3 protein-coding genes are annotated in these 1896 nt (G+C 71.4%); all 3 read right to left on the bottom strand.

The genetic code is table 11. The annotated features are described in order from the left end of the window. Positions 1-409, bottom strand: a 409-nt coding sequence (locus tag WA805_RS26885) for a prephenate dehydratase domain-containing protein (RefSeq protein WP_425243739.1), incomplete at its 3' end; no start/stop codon positions are given. A gap of 7 nt (positions 410-416) precedes the next feature. Beyond that, the gene (locus tag WA805_RS26880) at positions 417-737 is read right to left on the bottom strand and encodes a DUF4446 family protein (protein ID WP_422279710.1); all 321 of its coding nucleotides are present in this window, start codon (positions 735-737) and stop codon (positions 417-419) included. Beyond that, positions 721-1896 (bottom strand): glycosyltransferase family 39 protein (locus WA805_RS26875; RefSeq protein ID WP_425243738.1); only part of this gene is annotated, 1176 nt, incomplete at its 5' end. The genes WA805_RS26880 and WA805_RS26875, both read right to left, overlap by 17 nt.

Below are 1896 nucleotides of genomic sequence, written 5' to 3'. Positions count from 1 at the left end.
CCTCGGCGTTCGACGCGAGCGGCACCCACTCCCGGCCCGGCAGGTTGGCCGCGAGCCAGCGGCGGCACTGCGCTTCGGCCTGCGGGTGCCCGCCCACGGTCTTCACGTCCTCGAGGGCGGTGCCCGGCGTGGCGAGCAGCGCGAACTCGATCGGCAGCGTGGTCTCGGCGCGGATCAGCAGGTCACCGGCGCCGGTCAGGTCGTCGACGGTGGCGGTGACGATGCCCTCGACCGAGCTCTCGACCGGCACCACACCCCGCTCGGCCTCCCCCGACCTGACAGCCGCCAGGGTCGCGCCGACCGACGGATACGGCACCGGCTGAACCTCGTCGGGGCGTGGCGAGCCAGCGAGGCTCGCCACGGCGGCCTCGGTAAACGTTCCTTCCGGACCGAGATAGGCGTAGCGCATAGCCCAATCATGCCGTAGCCGCGATCATGGAAAGGCCCGTCCCCAGCCGCGCCGAATGCACCGCCTGCGCTTCCTCGGGCGACAGTTCCTGAACGCCCTTGCACGCGCGCACCGACTTGGCGTACGTGCGGGTCTCCGCGCGCCCGTTGATCGAGCTGAGCACCACGCCATCGCCGACCGCGTTAAGCAGGGCGAGCGAGAACGACAGCTGCCCGGACATCTCGTGCAGCGCGTCGTACCTGACGATCGCCACGTCGCGCAGTGCGCGCGGATCGACCGTGCCGCGTGACCCCACGGCGCCCTGGATCAGCTCATTGCACTCGCGCACGACGCGGCTGGCCCGCCGGTGAGCGGCCACGCCGACCGAAATGCCGATCACCCCGGCCAGCACCGCCACCACAGAGATCGCGATCGCTATCACATTTAGGACTATACATGTCACACATAGTCACTACCGGCCGCCGGCACACGAGAAGGACGAGCAGCGTCGCCAGCACCGCCGGGGTTATCGCCGAGCGCAGCACGGGTTCCATCCAGCGCAGCGCGCCGGGGATGGTGATGCCCGTGGCCCTGGCCGGCAGATACCCGAAGGCGAGCACCGTCGTTCGCGCGAGCAACAGCCAGTCGAACCAGGAGGCGGGCAACAGGGCAAGCAGCGCCCACGCCAGCGCGTCGTACCACGGCAGTACGTACGGCCACGCCGCCAGCCAGACCACCACGAACAGAAACGCCCACCCGATCGACTGCCCGGCGCTTTGTCCCTGATTCGCGCTGTCAGAGCGACGGAAATCAGGGACAAAGCGCACCACCAGCAAGGCGGCGAGCACCACGGCGCACCAGCGAACCACGTCGTTGGCAACCGGTTCGGCGACAAAGTAGCTCAGCACCGCGCGGACCACCCGCCACGGCGATCCCACCGACACCAGGGCGCTCGCCCGGGTTGTCTGCCCGATCCCGGCGGAGCCCATCACCAGGAGGTCCGTGACCGCTACGACGCCGAACCCCGCCGCCAGGCCGGCTGCCGTCAGCCGCTTCCTGGCGGCGAGCAGGGCGATGGCCAGGCCAATGGCCATCAGCGCCGCCGTGGGTTTCACCGCGAAGCCCAGGCCGAGCAGGGTCCCGGCGGCGGCGCCGCGCAGGGCCCCGGGGGTAACCACGGGCCCGTTCCGGATGACGGGGAAGAGCACCGCGAGACCGCCGATGCTGAACGCGACGGCCAGCCCGTCGACATGGCTGCCCGCCACCAGCACCTGCAGCAGCAGCGGATTGCAGGTCCACAGCAGCGCTGCCCGCAGCTGGGCGGTCCGGCCGCGCGCGAGCCGGTACAGCAGCACCCCGGTCACGACGAACGCGGCGGCGCTCACCAGGTCGAGCGCGAACACCGTCAGCCGCGCGGAGAGCCCGCCGACCAGCGCCGCGGCGCCGAACACCCCGGTCGCGAGCGCCCCGTACACCGATGGCGTGCCCGCCCAGTCCTGCACCGCCCG

This window comes from Trebonia sp. (assembly GCF_049794275.1).
Classification (GTDB): Bacteria; Actinomycetota; Actinomycetes; order Streptosporangiales; family Streptosporangiaceae; genus Trebonia.
Note: the sequence above shows the minus strand (reverse complement) of the source record. Positions and strands in the feature narration are given on the sequence as shown.